Origin of the sequence: Legionella sheltonii (genome assembly GCF_026191355.1) — a bacterium.
GTDB classification, from domain to species: domain Bacteria; phylum Pseudomonadota; class Gammaproteobacteria; order Legionellales; family Legionellaceae; genus Legionella; species Legionella sheltonii.
Genome location: NZ_JAPHOQ010000007.1, coordinates 46159 through 66875 on the forward strand (window position 1 = coordinate 46159; position 20717 = coordinate 66875).

Consider the following 20717-nt stretch of genomic DNA (forward strand, 5'->3'; position numbering starts at 1 on the left):
AGCTCTAGATGCAAAAACACAGGGTCTCATCTAAATTTTCCTGCTCACTGAAATTAGACGGTAATAAATCCGGAGATTTAAGGAAGGAATAATAATTAGTGCTTGCTGTTATTTTAATGGCTGCCCGTTCCACCGTAGGCTCATCCTCGCTAACGCCAACACGGTCCCCTAACTGAGCCAGTCTATTTGCTAATCTGGATGCGTTAATTATTTTTTTCTCTAAATTGGCGAGCTTTTTTGTTTCCTTTATTATCAAATCCTGATCACATAATTTCTGCACATTTTCTTCATTCAGGCCAAACCAGCTGCTCATTAACTTATTTAGTCCAGGACGCTCAACATACCAATAAAGACTTAATGCGGCTATTCCAACTAGAGTACTAAAAATAATTACCGGCCAAAAAGTCTGAATTATTGAAGTGACAAAGAGACTGGATATGAAAAGTGCTACTGATTGGCCTGCAAAAAAACCGCCGCCCAAAAAAAGGACTGCGGACGCTCCTGAAATTAGAGTCTTGGCCATTTGCATGTCATCACTATGAAGCGCCTGATCAAATTGCTTACTGGCCTCTGTCAGCGATTTAAAACGTGTTTGCAACATGGATATTATTTTTTCTAATTGTTGTAAATCACTTGGAGACAACTCTGAAAAATCGTATCTCTCGATTTTTTTTCTGATGGATTTAATCAACTGCAATTGCGACAAGTAGGCATCTAATAATTTATAAGCTTCGCTAAGCTTAACTCCCAAGGCATTTGATACTTTGACTAAATCAAACCCACAAAAAACGATTACAGAAAGAAATGAAAATACAAATCCAGCAGCAAGAATCACTGACGAGGACAACTCGAAAACGCTCAACATGGTAACGATACCATCAAATCCCTGACAAGCAGCGACCAAAATACCTGCCGCGGTAAGTAATGCAAACTTGATTTTGTCTGTCACCGACTCGTCTTTATCTTCTTTGGGCAATTTGATGTCATCCCCTTTCATAGCTGCAAATAAATCGTTCAACAGCTCCTTTCTTAGGGAGACCATAATAAATTCGATTTTTTGTTGCTCTGCTTTTGACTTATTGGAATGACTTAATTGTTCTTTTTTTAACCAGCTTATCAACGTGGTCAGATCAACAGACGACGTAATAGAAGGAAGTTCATCGCGTTGGACACCAGATGCTAACCAATACTTCCTTATCAATTTTTGAGAACGTAGGCCAATTAAGATGTTCATTTCTTTCTCATTATCGCAGTTGGGTGAAGACAAACTCAGTGCTTTAAAAAATCTTGTCTACGTCCCGTGCCTTGTTCCCATGAGCCAGTGATGTTGAATTATTCTTGGATTCCGAGGACTGGCCACAGAACGTAGAAGTGGAATAAGCTTAACGATCCTCAGTTTAATGGCAGTAAACGATAGCCCCAGGGTCTAATATGGAATCTGGACGTTACCACGCTTCACCTCGATTACAATTTTTCAACTTTATTACCTAGTACTGCACAATAGTACAATAGAATCCATCCATATGAACACAGTTTATCCAATTTATCTTAAAAACTCCTTGATAAATATGGGGTTCTCAGCAATAAGATTGCAAATTATACAACTTTTTTGATTAACATATGAGCATGCAGCATAATTAATGTACGAACATTGACTAAGGAAGCGAACATGAAAAAACTTGTTATCGCAGCACTAGTGTTTGTACCTTCACTCCTATTAAGTGGTTGTTATGTTTCCACTTATCCCGGAGGCTACTATTATTCTGGCTATTATCCAAGTTACTACTCAAGCTACTATTATCCAAGTGGTGGTTACTACTATTCTGGCTGGGGTCATCGAGGAAACTGGGGTTATTGGGGTGGTCGTGGCTGGTATGGTGGTCACGGTTGGCACGGTGGTGGCTGGCATGGCGGCTGGCATGGTTGGCACGGCGGCCACGGCCACTGGAGATAATATTAAATCAGTTAACCTAAATTCGCGAGTGAATTTAGGTTAACATTATTCTGCCAAATTGGGACCTTGATTAAAATCATGGTGCTAGTCTGTAATTATTTGTTCATGAAATGACTCAACTCATGGTTCTACCATAAAGCACTTAGACACAGAGAACTCTACTTGTTGTGCTTCTTGGTGTAAGTCTGTCTTTTTCACCGCAATATAGCGACTTAATCGCGGCGATAATAACCACATCAGCAACGCAATAATTAAGGTGACAAGACCAATATAGGCAAATACATGGGTATAAATCATCAATGAGTCTACCCCAGGTTTAATGTGTTCGGGAAGTGCTGTGTAAGAAGCGACGGTAGCGCCAATAAATCCTGCTATCGCGGAAGTTAAAAACCACATCCCCATCACAAAACCGACGATTTGCGTGGGTACTAATTCTGCAACCATCGCGACACCCAGTGCAGATACCAGCAATTCACCAAGACTTTGAAACAAATAACTTATGATTAACCACCAAGAAGAAACCATGCCCTGGTCTGTATAAAAATAACGTGCAAAAAAGAGCATTAAAAAGCTCACCCCGCACATGGTCATCCCTAAAGAAAATTTATAAGGAATAGAAAACTGGATGCCTTTCTTATTGAGCAGATCATAAAAATAGGCCAAAACAGGACTCATTAATACAATCCAGATGGGATTTAATGCCTGAAAACTTTGTGCATCAATAGTGATACCAAAGAAAACGGGGATTACATTATGTACTGCAAATAAATTTAACGAAGTTGGCATCTGTTGATATAAAGTAAAGAATATGATTGCTTCCAACATCAAGGCCAAGGCGACCAGCATGCGTCTCCGGACAATTTTACTTTCTTTACGAGTCATAAAAAGATAATAAGCAATGACCGCAATGGTAATAAACCAAAATAAATTTTTAGCCAGCATCACATGTTGTAATAAATAAGCAGAACAGTCAGTAAGAATGAATATCCCAATTAATATCATCAGCCATTGAGAAAAGGATATTTTCCGTTTGTCAGCATCTGTATTGATGTGCTCAATAAATTGACGTTGCAGCCAATAGTTAGCCAATCCAATTAACAAACCGATTGCACTCATCAAATAAGCATAGGAATAGCCATAGCGACTCGCTATGGCTGGGCCTGCAAATAACGCAATCATACTGCCTAAGTTGATGGCCATATAGTATAGGGTAAAGCCGCCATGCAAGCGGGGATCATTTTCTTGATAACACTTTGCCAGCAAATTCGATGGATTTGCTTTAAATAAGCCATTGCCAACACAAATTAGACCCAGCGCAAAGAAAACATGGGCTTTATCAGTAATCGCTAAAGAAAAATAACCTGCAGCCAAAACAATAAGACCAAGAACGATGGTGCGCTTGGTACCTAATAGCCTATCGCCCAAATAGCCGCCGACAACCACCATACCGTAAACTAATGCTGAATAAGCACCGAACGTATAATAAGAAATCGTATCGCTGTAACCCAAGTAACGAATAAAAAATAAAGTCAAAATCCCTTGTACAGTATAAAACCCAAACCGCTCCCATAACTCCAACATAAAAATCATGTGGAATGCACGAGGTTGCTCGCGAAGTATATTCACCATGAGTTTTCTTCCTTTGAGGGGTATGTTTTTAAATTAAAGGAGTTTTTAATTTTTTGCAATGCGCTTTAGTCTAAAAAAATAGATAAACAAAAATACATCAATGTAATGGTTATCGGTTGAAAAAGTTAAGACAAGCCATTCATATTGGGTTGATACCCACTGATGATTGAAGGGTCAGCAGCGTTCTTTCTAGTCTGAAATAGTGGTGCTGTACTCGTTAATGAATAATCGATATCTCGGGGCGGCGCTATTTTTAAAATATCATGTGCATTTTCTTTGCTGCCCCAAAAACGCTCTAACATCACATCCGTTGAAAGTTCATGATCAAGGTCATACGTATCAGCGTGCTCACTTTTTGCTGCATTGGAGTTGAACGTACTAGGAATCCATCCACTTATAAATTGCGACAACGGTATTGCCAAACGAACCACAACAAAGGCAAGTGAAATAGCGGATACTGCGGTTAGTATTCCTAAACCTGCTAGCGGGGAAAATAGAGAGACAATCAAACCAATCAAGCCCAGTGCAGATAAACTAAAAGCAACGCTTTTAGTCATTACTTGCATCAAATTGGCATTCTCTAGTTTATTATTTAAATCGAATTCTTTTAACTTAAGTTCAAGTAAGTGTTTTTTTTGTGCCGCAAAAGCTTCTTGAAGCACTCCAATTTCAGTACATAGCGAAATCAACTCAGACTTAGTACCCACTTCTTTTAATGCAATTGTCAATCCGACTGCCTTCCTCTGAATCTCTTCCATTTCAATTTCAGCACTGGCAAGCAATTTTCTAATTGCCCTTATTTCTTTACTTACTTGATAGTATTCATGAAGGGTCTTCGCCAATAAAAACAAACTCAAAGCTAAGGAGATTGAAACTGTTGTAAAGGCAATGCCTACGGCTATGGCAGGGACAGCAATCGACGTGATGGCCAGGGCAAACAATACCCCAGAAATAAACCACTTCGCATTATTCTCCCGGGTTACCGGAATTTTTGTATTGAGCAGATAACAGGAAAGATAAATAAAAGGAATAAGTAGAAAATCTAATACAGCTACAATAATTGAGCCGGCACTCAATCCGCTAGTCAGTGATTCTGTAGGTGGAATATTCTGAAAGGTTCTAGCGGAAGAACCAATCTGCATCATTGCTTTGCTTGAATCACCTGTAGCTTTGATAATCTGTGAGATCAATACTACTTTTTTTGAGACTTTGTCAGAGTCGAACTTAGAAATCGAAAGTTCTGCATCATAATCGATTGAGCGCTGTATCTCCTTAAGAATTACAGCTGCTTCATGTATCGTATTCGCAATCTCAGACTCTATCATGATTAGTAATAGCTCATTTTGATGAAAAGATATAATATCCGATTTCGCTGCACTTGTGTAAATTTTTTTCACACTAAAAATGAGAACTTGCTAATCTGGCGTAAGTTCAACTATATTTCAGATAGATACTAAATAAATGCGATAAAAATAATCATTATGTCTAAAAAAGCCCTTTATTTGGCAGGTGGCGGCGCTCGAGGCGCCTATCAAGCAGGTGTTTTGAAAGCAATTGGTCATATTTTACAAGTAAAAACATTACCTTTTGAAATGGTGAGTGGGGTTAGCGTCGGGAGTATGAATGCGGCAGTACTTGCAGAAAACGCCGATGACTTCCCAACTGCACTTGATAAACTGGAAACCATTTGGAGTGAAATTCATTGCCAACAAGTATACCGAGCCAGTAATTTAGCATTAAGCAAATCTGTTGTGCGCAATATGAGCACAATGATGATTAAACAACGACAGGCGGCTCATCTTCTGGACACGACGCCACTGAGAGAAATGATTGCTGATGGACTTGATTTCAACAAGATCGCGCAAAATATAAATAATGGATACCTCGATACTTTAGAAATAATCAGTAACTGTTATGAGACACGTCAAACTGTTTCTTTTTATGAACACAACCGTCCTGAGTTCGTAGACTGGAATTATCCACGACATGGCAGCAAACGGGTTAGTTTCCAGGCAGAACATATTTTAGCATCCAGTGCCTTGCCTTTATTTTTTCCCACAGTTTTGCTTGATGGCTTTCATTATGGAGATGGGAGTGTAGGCTTGGCGGCCCCTCTTCGTGGCTCCATTCGTTTCGAAGTAGATAAAATTCTAATTGTAGGAACTCGAGCACTGCCTGCATTTGTTGAACAAGAAAATTTACGCAATCATGACGACATCCCCTTTTCTCATATTTTTGGAAACATGTTAAATGCGCTTTTTTTGGATAATCTTGACCGTGACATTGAAATGGTCAATCGCATGAACGAAATTGCCATGCTGCTTTCTATATGGAAAAAGCGCCGCTCCCCATGGCGTCCGATTACCACATTGCATTTACGTCCTAGTAAAGACCTTGCTCCTTTAGCACAAGCACACTTTAAAGCATTACCGACATTGCTTCGGTATCTTCTCAATTTCTTAGGAGAAAAAAAACATTCCGGCGATCTTTTAAGTTTTGTGCTGTTTGAACGAGACTACACACGAGAATTGCTTGAGCTAGGATTCCAAGATACGATTAATAATGCCAAAGAAGTTATTGCCTTTTTTGAGTAACTTGCTCTAGGGCCCCGGGTTACGGCTTCATCTAACCCAGGCCACACATGTATCACAGCTGAGTTGATGTACGTAAAAGCGTCAGGACCTCTTTGGTTTCAGGCATAATCTTATGCCAAATAAAAAAAGCCTCTGCAGCCTGTTCAACCAACATTCCTAAACCATCTGCCGCATCACAATTAAGTGATCTAGCGTATTGAACAAAAGCAGTTGTGCTGTGTTGTTTGTAGGACAAATCATAACAAAATGGCTTGGCTGACATGCACTCATCAGGTAAAGCTATAAATTCCCCGGCCAAACTCGCGGAAGTTGCGTTAATCACTATATCAAAGTGCCCTTTAATCTCATTAAAACCCACACATTTTGTTTGTGGAAAAGCTCGTTGAAATTCTTCCGCCTTAGCTAAGCTACGATTGGCAATAATCAGTTCCTTAGGACTATTTTCCAATAAGGGATGCACTATCCCACGTGAAGCCCCTCCAGCACCTAATATCAAGATACGCTTGCCTTCCACAGAAATATAATGATTCAGATCACGAATAAGCCCAATACCATCGGTATTATCTGCATGCAATTGGTTGCCTTCCATCCATAAGGTATTCGCTGCTCCAGCTTGATTACAACGAAAACTACGCTGCATCGCCATTTCAAAAGCTCGTTGTTTGAAAGGTAAAGTAATATTGAGTCCCTTACCCTCTTGAGCAAAAAAATCAGATACTAACCGTTCAAAGGATGGGTCATCGGCCTTAATCTTTTCATAAGTCAGTTGTATGTTCACTTGTTTAGCAAAACATTGATGAATAACCGGAGATAAACTATGTGCAATAGGATTACCAATAACTGCAAAACGTTGAGACACCTTATCCTCCTATTATGGTTCAATGGAGATACCAAGCTATTGTAGCCTGGTTCGAAGCCGTATTGATTTTGGGATAGGAAATGAAGCTTCTAGCCTGGGTTACGGCTTCGCATAACTCAGGCTCTAGCACCAATCGGTTTGCTAGCCTACCAGCAAACTTTTAGAAACGACCTCCGCTAAATCACGTGATAACTCCAGCTTTGCCAACTGTTGCAGTTGCTCTCGCATCAGCTCTTGTCTGGATTGGTCATAACGTTTCCAGCGCGTAAATGGATTGGCTAAACGGGCGGCAATTTGTGGGTTAATTTTATCCAGCGTCACTAACATTTCAGTTAGAAAACGATAGCCACTTCCATCTAAGGCATGAAAGTTTCGGGGATTTCCCATACAAAATGCGCCGATCAATGCGCGGACTTTATTTGGATTCTTAATACAAAAAGCAGAATGTTTGAGTAACACCTTTACATGGGTTAATGTTTCGGGGAGCTCACTCATCGCTTGAATGGCAAACCATTTATCCAATACCAGATCATTTTTAGACCATTGCTTATAAAAATCTTCAATGACCTGTTCACGCAACCCTTGATTCGTGGAATTAACCAATAAAGCAAAACTGGCGATTTGATCAGTCATAGTTTGTGCGGCGATAAACTGCTGCTCACACCGTTCTAAAGTAGCAGCTTCTTTAGCTTTCATCATGAGCCATAAACACACATTACGCAATTTTCTTCGCCCATAAGCAAGGCCATTCATGCGATGATCTTCAATTTGCCACAACTGTTGGTAGAGTGATTGGACTGTTTCATATAAATACCATCCTAATTGCTGATGGAAAAAATCACGAACATTTTCCACGGCACTCACATCCAGACTATCTAATTGCGTAGCAACATCCTCAAAACCAGGGGGAGTGAGTAATTCTGCCCGTAAATCAGCATCCAGAGAATCATCAAGCAATACATGCTGCAAAGCAGAAATTAAAGCAGCAGGAATTTTCCATGTGTTAGCGGGTTGCGTCAAACATTCTTTTATGCAGTTTAGAATCAGATTTTGCGCTGCATCCCACTTGGCAAACCCATCCGTTTCATAACGTAATAAAAAGAGTAACTCGTCTTGACTCAAATCCTGTTTTAATTTAATCGGCGCAGAAAATTCACGTAATAATGAAATGACGGGTTTTTCCTTCAAGTCTGTAAAAGTAAAACTTTGTTCTTTTTCCTTTAATTCCAAAATATCTTTATCGACTGGTATCTGATGACCATGAGCATCAAATAGTGCAAACCGAATGGGGATATGAAATGGTTTTTTATCGTGGCACTCAGGAGTTGGCGGGCAATTTTGTTGCATCTTGAGGGTAAGCTGTCCTTGTGCATATTCACTGCTCACAAGTACTTCTGGGGTTCCCGCTTGACTATACCATCGTTTAAACTGAGTTAATTCAATGTGATTGGCATCTTCCATCGCCGCAACAAAATCATCAATAGTGACTGCCTGACCATCGTGACGCTTAAAATATAAATCCATACCCCGTCGAAAACCGTCTTTTCCAAGTAATGTATGTTGCATACGAATAACTTCAGCACCTTTATTATAAACGGTTGCGGTATAAAAATTATTGATTTCTTGATAAGACTCTGGTCGGACAGGATGTGCCATAGCACTTGCATCCTCAGGAAATTGCGCACTTCGTAACGCCCTAACATCCATAATTCGGTTAACATCTCGGGAATTCATATCTCGAGAAAACTCCTGATCACGAAAAACAGTTAAGCCTTCTTTCAAACTTAACTGAAACCAATCGCGGCAGGTGACCCGATTGCCGGTCCAATTATGGAAATATTCATGGGCAACAACCCCTTCAACATCAGCGAAATCCTGATCCGTAGCGGTATCGGGTCGGGCGAGAATGTATTTAGAATTAAAAATATTTAATCCTTTGTTCTCCATCGCCCCCATATTAAAATCGCTGACTGCGACAATCATAAAAATATCGAGGTCATATTCACGACCATAGACCTCTTCATCCCAGCGCATGGATTTTTTCAATGATTCCATCGCGTGCATGCACTTATCTTCATTTCCTGGCTCAACATAAATACGTAAATCAATGGTACGCCCAGAGCTGGTCACGAATTTATCGCATATCCAAGCTAAATCACCTGCAACTAAAGCAAACAAATAGGATGGTTTTTTAAAGGGATCCTGCCAAATCACCCAATGACGCCCATCCGCAGTCGCCCCGGTGTCGATCAAATTTCCATTAGATAATAAAATTGGATACTGCTTTTTATCCGCTGAAATACGCGTTGTATAAGTCGTAAGTACATCTGGACGGTCAAGAAAATAAGTAATGCGGCGAAACCCCTCTGCCTCACATTGGGTACAAAACAAATGATTGGAACGATAAAGTCCAGATAATTGGGTGTTGTTTTGTGGGTAAATACGCGTGACTGTCTTTAATGTAAACTCATCCGGACAATTTTCAATAATGAGTGCATCAGGTTGCAGGACATAGTTGGAAGGCTCCAGTTTTTGACCATTCATATGCACACTAACCAATTCCAGCTCATCACCATATAAGTGCAAAGGACCTTCATGTTGTCGAATTAATTTAAGTTCATTACTGACTAAAGCATGATCATCATAGAGGTCAAAATTTAAATTTACAGTCTCAATTGCAAAAAAAGGGGGCTGGTAGTTTTTTAAATAAACGGTCGTGTCAGGCATGATTAGTACATCCTTTGAAAAAAGCGATTAAGTTTATTGAGTTATATAACAATTTTCTTAGTTTAGCCTATAATGATTATAAAGGGGTAACTTCTTAGGTCAATCTTTATAAGTATTACGAAGTTAGCTGAAAATTTCACTTATTGCTTTTACCAATAAAATGCAATAAATGTAAAGAAACACAAGATATCCTTCATAAGGATAAAAGGGGATGGCATATGAATACTCAAGACTTTTTAACCAGCTATACCAAACGCTTTGTAGATAACAAAGAAGAAGAGATGAGTTTGGAGGAATACCTGGAATTGTGTAAAAATGACCCGTCTGCTTATGCCAATCCAGCGGAGCGCTTGCTCATGGCTATAGGCGAGCCTGAAATGATTGATACACGTCATGATCCTATTTTATCACGAATTTTTTCCAATAAAATCATTCCTCGATATACGGTATTCCAAGATTTTTATGGTATGGAAGAACCGATAGAGCAAATTGTCGGTTTCCTAAAACACGCCGCTCAAGGCCTGGAAGAAACCAAACAAGTACTTTATCTTTTAGGACCTGTAGGAGGCGGTAAATCGTCTATTGCTGAAAAATTAAAAGATTTAATGGAGAAAATCCCTTTCTATGCCATTAAAGGTTCGCCGGTTTTTGAATCGCCATTGTCTTTATTTAATCCAACTGAAGATGCCGAGTTACTCCAAGAACGTTTTGGCATTCCTTCTCGATACTTGCGTTACTTGATGTCGCCTTGGGCAGTTAAAAGATTACATGAATTCAATGGGGATATTAGCCAATTTAGAGTCGTTAAAGTCAGACCTTCTCGTTTAAAACAAATCGCTGTATCCAAAACAGAGCCTGGTGATGAAAACAATCAGGACATTTCATCTTTGGTCGGTAAAGTTGATATTCGTAAATTAGAAAACTTTTCCCAAGACGATGCGGATGCATACAGCTACTCTGGTGGACTGTGTCGCGCAAACCGTGGTCTTTTAGAATTTGTCGAGATGTTCAAAGCACCAATCAAAGTATTGCATCCCTTATTAACGGCAACGCAGGAAGGCAATTACAATGCGACTGAAGGTTTATCTTCCATTCCATTCGAGGGAATTATTTTAGCGCATTCGAATGAATCTGAATGGCAATCATTTAGAAACAATAAAAACAATGAAGCATTTATAGATCGTATTAATATAGTGAAAGTGCCTTATTGTCTCCGGGTTTCTGAAGAAATTAAAATTTATCAAAAACTTATTGATAACAGCTCGCTAACTCATGCTCAATGCGCTCCAGGGACTTTGGACATGTTAGCGCAATTTTCAGTCTTAACCCGCTTAAAAGAGCCACAAAACTCCAGCATTTATTCTAAAATGCGTGTGTACAATGGAGAAAGCTTAAAAGATACTGATCCCAAAGCAAAATCATATCAAGAATATCGTGATTTTGCCGGCGTTGATGAAGGAATGAGTGGGGTATCCACTCGCTTTGCTTTCAAAATTCTTTCCAAGGTGTTCAATTTTGATCACAGTGAAGTTGCTGCAAACCCTGTCCATTTAATGTATGTATTAGAACGCCAAATTGAGCAAGAACAATTTCCCCAGGAAGTACAGGAGTCTTACTTAGGTTTCATCAAAGAATATTTGGCACCCAAGTATGTCGAATTTATTGGTAAGGAAATTCAAACAGCCTATTTAGAATCCTATTCTGAATACGGACAAAATATCTTTGACCGTTACATCACCTATGCTGATTTCTGGATTCAAGATCAGGATTATCGAGATCCTGATACCGGAGAAATATTTGACCGTGCTTTATTAAATCAAGAACTTGAAAAAATAGAAAAACCCGCAGGAATATCTAATCCGAAAGATTTTCGTAATGAAGTCGTAAACTTTGTTTTACGTGCTCGTGCCAATAATCGTGGTAAGAACCCAGTGTGGAATAGTTATGAAAAATTAAGATCCGTCATTGAGAAAAAGATGTTTACCAATACTGAGGATTTATTACCAGTAATTTCCTTCAATGCCAAAGCATCTGAAGATGATAAGAAAAAACATGAAGAGTTTATTTCTCGAATGATTGATAAAGGGTATACACGCAAACAAGTACGCTTGCTTTGTGAATGGTATTTGCGAGTACGTAAGTCACAATAATAAAACACTTTCACTCCCATGAGAGAAAGCCAAGGGTACTGCCATTTGTAGTTGGGGATCTACGTGATGACGCTTACTTGAGTAGGCTCTTTCCCTTACTCAACTACAAATAGGTGCAAGATAAAAGATTATTTGGGGCTAAATTATGTCGCAATTGATTGATAGACGACAAAATGCAGGGAAAAAGAGTACGGTTAATCGCCAACGCTTTCTTCGTCGTTATAAAAATCAGATCAAACGAGCCGTCTCCGATGCTGTGGGCAAACGAAGTATCACCGAAATTGATCAAGGTGAGCAAATAACGATTCCAGCCAAAGATATTTCTGAGCCTATATTTCACCGGGGCCAAGGTGGACATATAGAACGAGTGCTCCCAGGAAATGATAATTTTATTACTGGCGATAGAATTAGAAGACCCAGTGGCAGCTCGGGTAGTGGCGGAGATGGTTCTAATGCCAGCGACAGTGGTGAAGGCGAAGATAATTTTGTTTTTGAATTGTCTCGGGAGGAATTTCTCGATCTGTACTTTGAAGATCTGGAATTACCCGATTTAATTAAGAAAGAATTGGCCCGCGTTAGCACCTTCAAAACAGTACGGGCAGGTGTAACCACCAGCGGTATTCCGAACAATATTAATGTGCTTCGCTCAATGAAACAAGCAACTGGGCGCCGAGTTGCCTTAGCCTCACCATATAAAAGACAATTAAAAGAAGCGATAGAAGAATTAGAGCAACTGCAAGCACAACCCATTCAAGACACTGAACTCCTGAAAGACCTGCACAAAAAAATTGAATTCCTGAAGAGGAAAATACAAACCGTGCCGTTTATCGATACCATCGACCTCCGCTATAACTTTCGGGTTCGTGTGCCTTCACCATCCACTCAAGCCGTCATGTTTTGTGTTATGGATGTATCCGGCTCCATGGATGAAGCGAAAAAAGACATCGCAAAACGCTTTTTTATTCTGCTTTACATGTTCCTTACCAAAAATTATGAAAAAATAGAATTGGTATTTATCCGGCACCATACATCCGCTAAAGAAGTGAATGAAGAAGAGTTTTTTTATTCTCGCGAAACAGGAGGCACTGTAGTTTCCAGCGCCTTGGAGCTTTTGAGTACGATTATTGAGACACGTTATCCTCCAGAGGCTTGGAATATTTATGTAGCCCAAGCATCGGATGGGGATAATTGGAATGCAGATTCCCCCTATTGCCAGGAATTACTGCAAGATAAAATTATGCCTTTATTACAATATTTTGCATACATAGAAATCATGCCACGCCATCATCAAAGTTTATGGGAAGTCTATCAACTGGTGAAAGAGTGCTACCCTAATTTTGCTATGGAGAACATTGATACGGTCGCAGACATCTATCCCGTATTTCATGAGCTATTTAAAAGGAAAACTGCATGAAAAAGAAGAAGCCATTATCCACTGGTGCAGAATGGACCTTTGAATTAATTCAAGACTACGATCGCGAAATTGCGCGCATTGCTAAAGATTTTAAGTTGGATACCTATCCCAATCAAATAGAAGTGATTACTGCTGAGCAAATGATGGATGCGTACGCTTCCGTAGGCATGCCTATTGGTTATCATCATTGGTCTTTTGGCAAACATTTTGTCGGTGTTGAAAAAAGTTATAAACGGGGGCAAATGGGTTTGGCCTATGAACTGGTGATTAATTCAAATCCATGTATTTCTTATCTCATGGAAGAAAATACTATGGCCATGCAAGCTTTAGTGATTGCTCATGCTTGTTATGGCCATAACTCTTTTTTTAAAAATAATTATTTGTTTAAGATGTGGACCTCTGCAGATGCGATCATTGATTATTTAGTATTTGCACGAAAATACATCAGTGATTGCGAACAACGCTATGGCATCAATGAAGTGGAAGCAATTCTGGATGCCTGTCATGCACTGATGAACTATGGTGTGGATCGTTACAAGCACCCTGCTCCTTTATCCATACAGGAAGAAAAAATTCGCCAACAAAACCGCGAAATTTACATGCAATCCCAAGTCAATGAATTATGGCGAACTATCCCACAAAGTAGACAAGTCGCCGAAGAGACAAAGAAAAAACGCTTCCCTGAAGAACCACAAGAAAATATTTTATATTTTATTGAAAAAAATGCGCCCTTGTTAGAACCATGGCAAAGAGAGATCGTGCGTATCGTACGCAAGATGGCCCAATATTTTTATCCACAAGGCCAAACCAAGGTGATGAATGAAGGATGGGCCTGCTTTTGGCATTATACCATTTTACACGCACTGTATGATGAAGGGTTGGTTACCGATGAGTTTATGTTGGAAATCTTACAAAGCCATACCAACGTCATAATGCAACCGTCTTATAATAGTCCTTATTATAGTGGCATTAATCCCTACACTTTGGGATATCATATGATGCAGGACATCAAACGGATTTGTGAAAATCCTACAGAAGAGGATAAAGCATGGTTCCCTTATTTAGCCAATACCGATTGGCTAAGCAGCCTGGATAACGCCATGCGCCATTTCAAGGATGAAAGTTTTATTGCCCAATATTTATCACCTAAATTAATTCGCGATTTAAAATTATTTCATATCGTAGATGATGATCGCAGCCCGGATTTGTATGTTAATGCAATTCATAATGAGATAGGGTATCAAAAAATAAGAGAAGCATTATCACGGCAATACAATTTAGGTTACTTAGAACCTGATATTCAAGTTTATTCTGTTGACTTGCAAGGTGATCGCTCAATGACCTTACGATACACTCAGCAAAACAGAGTGCCTTTAGGTAATACTACCGTGGATGTGCTGAAGCATCTTTATTCCTTATGGAAATTTCCCATCGTTTTGCAAGCAGTCAACCCGGAAAATGAGATCACTGAAGAATATCATTGTCCACCATTGGCTAATGCACCAATTTAAACAGACAACAAATCCTTCGTGCCAAGCTAGTCATCCCGAACAAAGCGAGGGATCTCAGGGGTGCGGCATATACGTTATGGACAAATACTTACCCTATTGAGGAGCCCCTTCGTCCTAAGCTCCTCTGGATGACATGCTTTTGAAGCTCCTGGGCTATTACATCTGTAAATAGGACGTGGATGGCTGCTCTTCAGTAGCCTGAACATCCTCACTTGCCAGTTTCGAGAGTTTAGACAATTCATCTTGCCTTTGAACATCATGAACATAGTCCAGTAAACATTGCAGGCAATGTTGCGATGTAGGTCCACGCACTTTGTTCTGGGCAGATTCTAACTCCTCTTCTGCGGCTTTGAAATTGGGGGGAGTCTCATTTAATGCCTCAGTAACTTTGTCTAACGCTTTATCTATATTTATTTTATTATGACTACCCATTCTATACTTAGAAAACCATTGTCCTTTGATGTGCACAGCATAGGCTTCTTTTACACCTATAACAGCTTCTTTCAGGGTATTCAAATCCCTCTGCACTTTATCGGTTCCCCCTATTTCCAGATTCTTTACTGAATCAGGGAGAACTTCTCTCATCGCCCTCAAAGGATGAGCCGCAAGCGTATTTTTATCTGTACGAAAAGAATAGGTGTTTCCATAATATTGTCTAACGGGCTGAATAAAATAGCGTTGCGTCGAGGTTCGACTAACTGTGTCACTTTCCAGCCTATAGTTACAAAATTGATTAAAAACAGACGCGGAAGAACTGCTATACAACCTTCGACCGTGAAATGAATCGACAGGTGCGGTATTAAACGTTCGAACATGTAAACGCCTTGATTTTTTCAAGTCTGAATCTTCGTCATACGCTCGAGCTCCTACATATTGAGCCAAGTGTCCTCCTAGAGAATGTCCTACCAGGATTATTTCTCTGTTTGGATATTTTTCTTTTGTTTTTGTATAAAATGAAAAAGCCTCTTCCTGTAATTTTTTTCCTACGGTACCTGTCAACATTAAATTCATATTAGCAAACACATCTCTCATAGAATCCGTCCCTCTAAAAGAAATGATAATAGGTGATTCGTTATCTTTTGGTTCAAGACGAACTGCAGTTAAGCCATTAGAATTTTTTACCTGGGCATTTGTTTTAACAGCTATTTCATAGCCTGATTCAGCAATATCATCTGTTAATTGCTTGGTAGAGACATACCCCTCACGAGGCTCTTCCCGCAAATCATTATTTTCCCCCACAACACGATAAACAAGATGTGCAGCGCTGAGTAATAATCCAAGATTACATTTGGGCATAGCAAATTCCTAAATACATACGGTCATTAGTTTGCTGGACAAAATGAAAGCCAACTGTTTTTTATATATTCTATCACAATAATATTATTAATATATTAAGCGTTAGGCAAGTTTGTGGTTGGCTTTTTTAGGTGTGTAACGCGTTGAAGGGATTTAGACTGCTGCCTCTTGAGCCAAGATGTGCTCAAGAGGCAGGGGCTTGGAAAATTGCCATCTGAAAATCCAGGTTACGGCTTCGCCTAACCCAGACTACAAAAATACTTAATTAGTTTTAACTTCTTCAGGAATTTCAGTACTCGCATACACCTTAATAGCCCCCTCCAGATAAGGATCCAGATTAAGCACAGCCCCGAAGGCTTTAGCGGCTACTTCATTTGTATAGAGATACCAATCACTAAGATCATCAGAATAATATTGAACAATCATCGGCTTAAAGAGTGCAAATGCAGCCTCATCGAAGTATCTTGTGCCAACGCCTGCTCTCACAAAATATGTGTTCACTTTGAGTGCTTGATTAAGCAACTCCGCAGCTTCATCTGGAGAACTGGGGACATTTGCTTCGACAGGCACAGAATCAGATGAATAAACCTTTACAGTAACTGCTAATTTATCCCCATATTCATGAACACGATTGATGAAAGAGGCTAATGCATGTGCTTTATCCTCATTACAAACAGTGACTTTGATTTCCATTTCAAGCCCATCACCAGTTAAATCACTCACCTTAACACATGGATCAGCATTTAAGGTCGCACTTAACTGATTATTTAATAGGTACCAGGGAGGAAGAAGCTTACCCGCACTTGCGGCGAACGTCATACTGCTTAATATAATACCCAGAAATAGCCCTAGTTTATTTACTGCTCGATTCATCATTACATCTCACATGTTATTAAAGAAAACAACCACCTCTATGCATTTATCTGTTTCTCAATCACTGCTGCCTACACCCCTCAACTTGTTCGTGGGTCTCATATTTAACACAGCATTCGGATCCCGCGGACAAGCCGCGGGACGCCGGAACAAAGTTACTCAGAAGCCATTTCAATAGCAAAAGCCAAGGCTAATTTAGAGAAATTAGTCATGTGCTCAAGGCTTAATCGGTCCATAGTATCTTGTGAACTATGAATGTAAGGATTGTGGTCTTCAAAATTAGACTCACAGGGGAACGCGGCTGGAATTCCCACCTCATCCCAAGAAGCATGGTCGCTGCAACCATAACCACATTCTGAATAAGCAACTGGAACCTGAACATAGGTGCTAATTAATTCGGCCACAAAATTGCTTAAGCTCTGGTCGGTGTAATCGGTAAATACCCACATGGTTGGATCTTTAGGATTTACACGATAGCCGGTCATATCAAACTGAATCGCGGCTTTTACTGGGATGGAGTTATCCATAAAGTGTTCGACGACATATTGGGAGCCTACTAAACCTCGTTCCTCAGCAGCATACCAAATAATGTAAATCGGACGTTTAAAGTTGGTATTTGACGATAATAAAACCCGTGTCATTTCCATAATTGATGAGGAACCACTTCCATCATCTCCAGCACCTGGCATACGACCATCAAGTGTATCCATATGGGCACCAATCACCACAGCAGGCGCATTGATGTCTTTACCGATGACCGTCACTAAGGAGGGTTGCTTATAATAACTGCCTGTTTTCACGAAAAATGAGCTTGTATCGGTGCGACCACTCGCTTCAGCCATATCATCAAAGGTTTTTTTCAACCATTTTGCTGCATCGACGCCCGTATCCTTGGTCGCTGAACGGTTATGAAATGAAGTCAGGCGTATTAAAGTATTCCAGATATTAGACGGCAGCACATTCTGTAATGCTGCATTAACTTCATCTTGATGTTTGATTTCATAAACAGTGCTTGATGGTTGCGCTACTTTAATGGTTTTTTTCTGGAGGATTCTTTGTGCGGATTGCTTTTTTGCCGGCAGTAAAGAACCGATGATGTGGTGGCTTACATTCACAAAACGGCCACAATTTGCTTGATCGGCCAGATGAGTTAGCGCATTTACATCAGCTGCAGAAATATCAATAATCTTAAATTGTTTATTTTCTGCCAAGACTTCATAAGGAGTAGTAATTTTTGCTGCAAGACATTGAGGGACTTGCAACTGTTCATGAACAGGGGGTTTTGCTGCTGAAACAGCGGTACTAGCAAGCACCGATCCCACCGCAATATAAGTCATCCATTGATTCAAACGCATTTCTACTCCTAGGTTAAATTAAATTCTGAAAGGTGATTTTATCGTAAAAATCCACTTTACCTAAATTCCGCAGTTGGATCTACTGTTTAATTTACGTTTTCTTCAATAAAAAAATAACCACATGACTTATTTTTAATCTTTTCGCTATTGATAATCATTTTCATTTGAGATACAGTTTTAAGCCCAATCCATTAGCTGAGCAAATAAATGGCAGTAAATAAAAAAAAGTTGAAAAAAATTCCTCGTTACCTTGCTCTGGGTTCCCTTACTGTAGGAGCTAGTTTAATTCTTGGCTTTTTAAGTTTTGGAGGGATGTATGCATTATATCCTGCTTTATTTTTAGCATTTGCTACTTTTGGCCTTTCAGTAGCCTATGAGGGTGAAATATATTTACAAAATATTAAAGGGGCTTTTAAAAAGTTATTTAAACAAAATTACTTAGAGAATCACTTGGCCAAAGAATATTTGCTGGAGCATTTCCCTCAACATCTTGATTCTAAGGAAACCCCTCAATTTTTCAGAGATTATGATATCCAACTCAAACTGCTCAGTGAGTTTAATCATAAACCACTCAATAAAGAGAGCAGAAAACGCAAAAAACAAATAGAAAAAACACTCGCGGATATGGAAAAATGGTTCGCCTTGCAATTATTTACAACCAAAGAAAAGAAAAAACAATCGGCTTACACTGAAGAATTAAGTCAATGGCTTAAAGACCATGAACAAAATGAATGGCAAGCACGTTTACAAAAACGCCAGTCCACATTTCAGATTGTTAGAGGGTTTAGTCTTCTCGCTGCAACATTTATGGGACTTGGTAGCACCTACCTCATTGTTGAAGCCTTTAGCGTGATTCCTTTGATAGCCGCCATCCCCTTTGCTTTTTGGCCCATTTTCATTGTGCCCATGGCTATTGTTGCTGGGGCTGCTTATGGAATGTTGATTTATAATACAGTTACCGATCTCATTAACAATGATACCCTCAGCAAATGGTATACTCGACTTCGCAATGATTTGAACCAAGGCCTAACAGTTCGTAATCTATTTATGACTGCCATGGCTGTTCTTTTAGTAAGCTTAGCCATTGCACTTACTGTTTGTACCGCAGGTACCTGGTGGACTGTAGCGACCAGTGCACGTCCTTTATTTGAGTGGATGAAAAGAATGCCCAGTTTTGTTATGGGCGTGATTAATCCCATCATTACTGGATTATCCGCTATATTTTTTAACATACAAAACTCATTAGAATCCCTGGAAATGGTCTATGAGGCCACCGCTCCAGATGCAGATACGGATGCCAAAAAAAATACCAATATATTCCAGCGCACATACCAGGGAATCGCTGATGTATTCGCCCAGGTATGGAATACTGAGAATTGGTTGCAGCTACTTAACCCATTCCGCCTCCTATTAAAATTAACGATTACACCACTACGCATCCTGCTTTTTCTGGGGCATTTAGTGAGTGTTGCACTCACTTCAGATCGCATGCCCGGGGTGCCTCAAATAGTGTCTGCACTTGTAGCAATTATCTGTGAGGGCTTCGAAGATGCTCATTATTTTGTTGGCGTGAATCAAAAAGCAAAAACATTATTGGAAGAGCGTCTAGGTTCTGAAGCAGACCATCAAAACGCAGATATTCCAACTTTTCTGCTCAAAGTTCTGGCTTCACCTTTGTATTTTCTCGCCGCAGGTTGGGATTGTTTGGCAAGTAAAATGAATCCTTCCGTCTCTGGTGATGCCCCCTCGCAACCCAAGATACTTACTCTGGCAGAAGCATTGAATAAACAATTAGGTATTGAAAAAGAAGTAGAAGTCAAATTAGCCCAAGATGTAGAACGTCCATCGGCAGAATGGCAGACTGAACATACTGTTTCTCTGATTGAAAAATATCAAAGAAAGCATTTAGATACGGTTTGGCTTGGCGATGAAATTGCTGGAGAGAAAAAAGCAGCACTCGAGAACTTGAAAACAGAAATTCGCCAAACAAATGGTTCCTCATTAGCGAGCGTACTTGCGAAGGCAAAAATGAATCCTGTTTATAATCAACATCGATTATTTGCGCTACAAGAAGATGAGCTCACTGCAACACAAGAATTTATTGCAGACTTACCAGAGCGCGTTAATGCAATTTAATGCATTTTCTTTCTTTAAAAATCCCTATCAACTCAATTGGTAGGGTTGGGAATTTGAGTCACATTCCTTACTTTCATTTTTTTATTCTACAAAACAACTCACTGGATTTTCTATAGGGACGACGGCAACTCGAACTGAATTATCCTATTCAATCGAGGAAAACAAAGGCATCAAAATCTTAGATGTCAGTTAAACCCACAATTTAATTTGGCTATAAAG

14 protein-coding genes are annotated in these 20717 nt (G+C 39.7%); 6 read left to right on the plus strand and 8 right to left on the minus strand.

Annotated features, from left to right (window positions below):
• Window positions 1–4 precede the first annotated feature (4 nt).
• A complete protein-coding gene (locus tag OQJ26_RS08965) occupies window positions 5–1234 on the minus strand; it encodes a hypothetical protein (RefSeq protein ID WP_265703516.1) in 1230 nt (409 codons plus the stop codon).
• A gap of 496 nt (window positions 1235–1730) precedes the next feature.
• Here OQJ26_RS08965 and OQJ26_RS08970 point away from each other — a divergent pair, with 496 nt between their 5' ends.
• Window positions 1731–1997: a hypothetical protein gene (locus OQJ26_RS08970; RefSeq protein ID WP_265703517.1), complete on the plus strand. Its 267-nt coding sequence runs from the start codon at window positions 1731–1733 to the stop codon at window positions 1995–1997.
• Window positions 1998–2074: 77 nt separating this feature from the next.
• Here OQJ26_RS08970 and OQJ26_RS08975 read toward each other — a convergent pair whose 3' ends face one another.
• Both OQJ26_RS08975 and OQJ26_RS08980 read right to left on the minus strand, forming a co-directional pair.
• Entirely contained in the window at window positions 2075–3583 is a 1509-nt protein-coding gene (locus OQJ26_RS08975; RefSeq protein WP_265703518.1) for an oligopeptide:H+ symporter, read from the minus strand.
• Window positions 3584–3708: 125 nt separating this feature from the next.
• On the minus strand, window positions 3709–4908 hold the full coding sequence (locus OQJ26_RS08980; protein ID WP_265703519.1) for a hypothetical protein: 1200 nt from the start codon (window positions 4906–4908) through the stop codon (window positions 3709–3711).
• Between the two features lie 156 nt (window positions 4909–5064).
• Between OQJ26_RS08980 and OQJ26_RS08985 the strand changes: the two genes are divergently transcribed.
• Entirely contained in the window at window positions 5065–6177 is a 1113-nt protein-coding gene (locus OQJ26_RS08985) for a patatin-like phospholipase family protein (protein WP_265703520.1), read from the plus strand.
• A gap of 52 nt (window positions 6178–6229) precedes the next feature.
• Here OQJ26_RS08985 and aroE read toward each other — a convergent pair whose 3' ends face one another.
• Together aroE and pepN are read right to left on the minus strand one after the other, a co-directional pair.
• Entirely contained in the window at window positions 6230–7036 is an 807-nt protein-coding gene (aroE, locus tag OQJ26_RS08990; RefSeq protein WP_265703521.1) for a shikimate dehydrogenase, read from the minus strand.
• A 141-nt stretch (window positions 7037–7177) separates the two neighbouring features.
• Window positions 7178–9763 carry an aminopeptidase N gene (gene pepN / locus OQJ26_RS08995; protein ID WP_265703522.1) on the minus strand — a complete coding sequence of 862 codons (2586 nt, stop codon included), beginning with the start codon at window positions 9761–9763 and terminating at the stop codon, window positions 7178–7180.
• Between the two features lie 218 nt (window positions 9764–9981).
• Here pepN and OQJ26_RS09000 point away from each other — a divergent pair, with 218 nt between their 5' ends.
• From OQJ26_RS09000 to OQJ26_RS09010, 3 genes are all read left to right on the plus strand, one after another.
• Complete coding sequence (locus tag OQJ26_RS09000) at window positions 9982–11913, plus strand: PrkA family serine protein kinase (RefSeq protein ID WP_265703523.1); 1932 nt, start codon at window positions 9982–9984, stop codon at window positions 11911–11913.
• Window positions 11914–12058: 145 nt separating this feature from the next.
• The gene (locus tag OQJ26_RS09005) at window positions 12059–13327 is read left to right on the plus strand and encodes a YeaH/YhbH family protein (RefSeq protein WP_265703524.1); all 1269 of its coding nucleotides are present in this window, start codon (window positions 12059–12061) and stop codon (window positions 13325–13327) included.
• A complete protein-coding gene (locus OQJ26_RS09010) occupies window positions 13324–14838 on the plus strand; it encodes a SpoVR family protein (RefSeq protein ID WP_265703525.1) in 1515 nt (504 codons plus the stop codon). The genes OQJ26_RS09005 and OQJ26_RS09010 overlap by 4 nt, the downstream gene beginning before the upstream one ends.
• A gap of 156 nt (window positions 14839–14994) precedes the next feature.
• Here OQJ26_RS09010 and OQJ26_RS09015 read toward each other — a convergent pair whose 3' ends face one another.
• From OQJ26_RS09015 to lapA, 3 genes are all read right to left on the minus strand, one after another.
• Window positions 14995–16134 (minus strand): lipase family protein, encoded by a 1140-nt coding sequence (locus OQJ26_RS09015; protein WP_265703526.1) that lies wholly within the window; start codon window positions 16132–16134, stop codon window positions 14995–14997.
• A gap of 261 nt (window positions 16135–16395) precedes the next feature.
• The gene (locus OQJ26_RS09020) at window positions 16396–17010 is read right to left on the minus strand and encodes a group-specific protein (RefSeq protein ID WP_265703527.1); all 615 of its coding nucleotides are present in this window, start codon (window positions 17008–17010) and stop codon (window positions 16396–16398) included.
• 152 nt (window positions 17011–17162) lie between these two features.
• Complete coding sequence (lapA, locus tag OQJ26_RS09025) at window positions 17163–18362, minus strand: aminopeptidase LapA (protein WP_265703528.1); 1200 nt, start codon at window positions 18360–18362, stop codon at window positions 17163–17165.
• 207 nt (window positions 18363–18569) lie between these two features.
• Here lapA and OQJ26_RS09030 point away from each other — a divergent pair, with 207 nt between their 5' ends.
• Window positions 18570–20498, plus strand: a complete 1929-nt coding sequence (locus tag OQJ26_RS09030; RefSeq protein ID WP_265703529.1) for a hypothetical protein — start codon at window positions 18570–18572, stop codon at window positions 20496–20498.
• Window positions 20499–20717: the final 219 nt, after the last annotated feature.